This window comes from Acidisoma sp., assembly GCF_035492295.1.
In the GTDB taxonomy this organism is placed as follows: Bacteria; Pseudomonadota; Alphaproteobacteria; order Acetobacterales; family Acetobacteraceae; genus Acidisoma.
Map to the genome: position 1 here is coordinate 1 of NZ_DATJJK010000139.1, position 3964 is coordinate 3964.

General features: G+C 65.3%; 3 protein-coding genes and 1 pseudogene. All 4 read left to right on the forward strand.

Features of this window, described 5'->3' with window-relative positions:
• A pseudogene (locus VL752_RS09750) lies at positions 1 to 104 on the forward strand (pyrroloquinoline quinone biosynthesis protein C); the annotation flags it as partial.
• A 14-nt stretch (positions 105 to 118) separates the two neighbouring features.
• Positions 119 to 403: a pyrroloquinoline quinone biosynthesis peptide chaperone PqqD gene (gene pqqD / locus VL752_RS09755; protein WP_325354597.1), complete on the forward strand. Its 285-nt coding sequence runs from the start codon at positions 119 to 121 to the stop codon at positions 401 to 403.
• Positions 400 to 1497 carry a pyrroloquinoline quinone biosynthesis protein PqqE gene (pqqE, locus tag VL752_RS09760; RefSeq protein ID WP_325354599.1) on the forward strand — a complete coding sequence of 366 codons (1098 nt, stop codon included), beginning with the start codon at positions 400 to 402 and terminating at the stop codon, positions 1495 to 1497. Before pqqD ends, pqqE begins: the two co-directional genes overlap by 4 nt.
• 14 nt (positions 1498 to 1511) lie before the next feature.
• Complete coding sequence (locus VL752_RS09765) at positions 1512 to 3878, forward strand: membrane-bound PQQ-dependent dehydrogenase, glucose/quinate/shikimate family (protein WP_325354602.1); 2367 nt, start codon at positions 1512 to 1514, stop codon at positions 3876 to 3878.
• The last annotated feature ends 86 nt before the right edge of the window (positions 3879 to 3964 follow it).

Sequence of the window (3964 nt, forward strand, 5' to 3'; positions counted from 1 at the left end):
GCTTCAAATGCGATGTCCTCTGGTCGCAGCTCGATGCGCTCTATTTTTCCTATGTCGCTCCAGGCTTCATCCCGCCCGGTTGCTTTCGGCCAGAAGCCGCCTGAGGGGAATACGGATCATGACCCCAGATAGCGTGCCGAGCTTTCCGCGGGGCGTGAAATACCGCCTCGATGCCGCGCGCGGCGCTTGGGTCCTGCTGACGCCGGAGCGCGCGATGATGCCGGACGAGAACGCCCAGGCGGTGCTCTCCGGCATCGACGGCACGCGGACCGTGGGCGATATCGTGAACGATCTCGCGGCGCGCTATCAGGCGCCGGCCGATGTCATCATGGCCGATGTCCTCGAACTGCTGAGCGACCTGGCGGCGCGCGGCGTGATCGTCGACCGGAGTGAGGGAGCATGAGCGCCATTCCTCTCCCCATGGCTTTGGTGGCCGAGGTTACGCATCGCTGCCCGCTGCGCTGCCCCTATTGCTCCAATCCTCTGGAACTGGCCGGCGCCCGCCAGGAAATCTCGACCGCCGACTGGGTCCGCGTCTTCAGCGAGGCGGCCGCACTCGGCGTGCTGCATCTGCATCTCTCGGGTGGCGAACCGACGGCCCGCAGCGACCTCGCCGAACTCGTGCGCGCGGCCTCGTCGGTCGGGCTCTATGTCAACCTCATCACCTCCGGTGTCATGCTGGACGAGAGGAGCATGGCGCAGCTTGCCGAAGCCGGGCTCGATCACGTCCAGCTCTCCTTCCAGCACGCCGATGCGGCGGAAGGCGAGCGGATCGGCGGCATGCGCGGCGCCCAGGCGCACAAGCTGGGGGCCGCGCGTCTGGTCAGGGCCGCCGGCCTGCCGCTCACCTGCAACTTCGTCATCCATCGCCAGAATGCACGGGATGTCGCTTCGATGATCGCGCTAGCCGCCGAACTCGGCGCCCAGCGGGTTGAGATCGCGCATACGCAGTACTACGGATGGGGCCTGGTCAACCGCGATGCGCTTCTGCCGGACGAGGAAGATCTCCGCGCCGCGACGGCTGCCGTGGAGGCGGGGCGCGCACGTCATGCCGGCCGCATGGCGATCGACTATGTGACGCCCGATTATTACGGCGACCAGCCCAAACCCTGCATGGACGGTTGGGGGCGGCGCTTCATCGTCATCGGTCCGCAGGGACGGGCGCTGCCGTGCCACGCGGCGGAAAGCATTCCGGGCCTCACCTTTCCCAATGTGCGGGAGAGGACGCTCGCCGATATCTGGCTGAGCGATCCAGCCTTCCAAAAGTTCCGTGGCACGGATTGGATGCCGGAACCCTGCCAGAGTTGTGCCTTCAAAGAGAAGGATTGGGGCGGATGCCGGTGTCAGGCGCTGGCATTGGCAGGCGATGCCGCCGCCACCGATCCCGTCTGCGCCCGATCATCCAAGCATGACGACCTGCGGCGGCTGATCGCGGCGCGCGCGTCCGAGCCGCCGGCATTCATCTTCCGGCACAACGCCAAATCTGCACGCCCATGAAGGAAAGCAAGGCGATGACCGCGACCGCGCGACCACCGATCATAGTAATCATAACAAGCATCATTCTGGGCCTCGTCGGCCTCTACCTCGGTTTGGGTGGCGCCTGGCTCGTCGCCATCGGCGGCTCCGCCTACTACCTCATCGCCGGAATTCTGATTTTCGTGACGGCCATCCTCGTCTGGCGTCGCCGGGCGGCTGCCTTCTGGCTCTATGCCGCCGTGCTGCTGGGCACGCTCATCTGGGCAATCATCGAGGTCGGCTTTGATTTCTGGCAGCTTGCCCCGCGTGGTGACGTCATCGCGCCGCTCGGGGTCTGGCTGCTGCTGCCCTTCGTCGGCCGCCGCATCGCGACCCCGGCTCTGGGTGGCAAGGCTGCCCTCGGCTTCACAGTGCTGCTCGCCATCATCACACTTGGTGTGGCGCTGCCGCGGGACAATCACGCCATCCGCGGCATCGCGCAGAACGGCAACCAGCCGCCTGGCACTATCGCCGCGGTCGATTGGCCGGCCTATGGCGGCACCAACTGGGGCAACCGCTTCTCCGGTCTCGACCAGATCACGCCCGCGAATGTCGGCAAGCTCAAGCTCGCCTGGCAGTTCCGCACCGGCGACATGCAGGGGCCGAACGACCCGGTGGAGACGACGGACGAGAATACGCCGCTCAAGATCGGCAATACGCTCTACGCCTGCTCGCCGCACCAGATTCTCTTCGCGATCGACGCGGCGACCGGCAAGCTCCGCTGGAAATTCGATCCGAAGATCAAGGACAATCCGACCTTCCAGCATCTCACCTGCCGCGGCGTCTCCTATCATGAGACGGCGGCCGATGCGACGACGGTCGCGGGACAGCCGGCGCCGACCGATTGCCCTCGCCGTCTGTTCCTGCCGACCGATACCGGCCTTCTCTATGCCGTCAATGCGGATAACGGATCTCTGTGCGAAAGCTTCGGCGATCACGGACAGGTCGATCTGAAATACGGCAGCCCTTACCAGACCGCCGGCTTCTATGAGGGCACCTCGCCGCCGGCTGTCGGTAGCCAGGTCATCGTCATGGGCGGTTCGGTCATTGATAACTGGTCGAAGAAAGTGCCCTCGGGCGCGATCCGTGCCTATGACGTCTACTCCGGCAAGTTGCTCTGGGTCTTCGACGCCGGCAATCCCGATCCCAATGAAATGCCCTCGGCGACGCACCAGCTGACCGCGGGCTCGCCCAATGCCTGGGCTCCGGCCGTGATCGACGAGAAACTCGGCATGGTCTATCTGCCGCTCGGCACAGGAGCGAATGACATCTGGGGCGGGAACCGCACACCGGATGAGGAGCGTTACGATTCCGCGCTCGTGGCGCTCGATATCAAGACCGGCAAGCTCGTCTGGTCCTTTCAGAACGTGCATCACGATCTCTGGGACATGGATGTCCCAGCCCAGCCGAGCATTGCGGACGTGCAGACGGCAAACGGTGTCGTGCCTGCCATCTACGTGCCTGCCAAGACCGGCAATATCTTCGTGCTGGATCGCCGCAACGGCCATCTGATCGTGCCGGCGCCGGAGACGGCGGTGCCGCAGACGGCCGCACCCGGAGACCATGTCGCGCCGACGCAGCCCTTCTCGGACCTCTCCTTCCGGCCGCGGAAGAACCTGACGGGCGCCAATATGTGGGGTGCCACGACCTTCGATCAGCTGGCCTGCCGCATCAAGTTCCATTCGCTGAAATATGAGGGTCCGTTCACGCCGCCCTCCGTCCAGGGGACGCTCGTTTTCCCGGGCAACCTCGGCATGTTCGAATGGGGCGGCATCTCGATTGACCAGAAGGACCAGCTCGCCATTGCCAATCCGATGGGCATTCCCTTCGTCTCGCGCCTCATTCCGCGTGGGCCGAAGAACCCGGCCGAGCCCTCTGCCAGCCTGCCGGCGGGAACCGAGAGCGGCGTGCAGCCCATGTTCGGCGCGCGCTTCGGCGTGAAGCTGAACGTCTTCCTCTCGCCGCTCGGCATCCCCTGCCTGGCGCCGCCCTGGGGCAACATCGCTGCCCTCGATCTGCGCACCAACAAAGTGGTGTGGGAGCACCGGGTCGGCACCATCCGAGACGAGACCCCCATCCCGCTGCCCTTCAACCTCGGCACGCCGATGCTGGGCGGGCCGCTTGCCACGGCCGGCGGCGTCACCTTCCTGACGTCCACGATGGATTATTACATCCGCGCCTTCGATATGAAGAACGGCAAACTGCTGTGGCAGGACCGTCTGCCCGCAGGCGGTCAGTCCACGCCGATGACTTATTCGGTGGGTGGCAAGCAGTATATCGTCACCGTCGATGGTGGCCACGGCTCGTTCGGCACCAAGATCGGCGACTATATCCGCGCCTATGCCTTGCCTGACGGAAGCTGAATGACAGCAGACGGGAAGGGGCCTTTGCCTCGTCCCGCAGATGCGGCGAACGCCGGCCGGTCACCCCCGGCCGGCGTTTTGCGTTC

What these genes read in the sequence shown, in the direction of transcription:
- pqqD (WP_325354597.1), top strand. Translation starts at nt 119, where the DNA reads ATGACCCCAGATAGCGTGCCGAGCTTTCCGCGGGGCGTGAAATACCGC.
- pqqE (WP_325354599.1), top strand. Translation starts at nt 400, where the DNA reads ATGAGCGCCATTCCTCTCCCCATGGCTTTGGTGGCCGAGGTTACGCAT.
- VL752_RS09765 (WP_325354602.1), top strand. Translation starts at nt 1,512, where the DNA reads ATGACCGCGACCGCGCGACCACCGATCATAGTAATCATAACAAGCATC.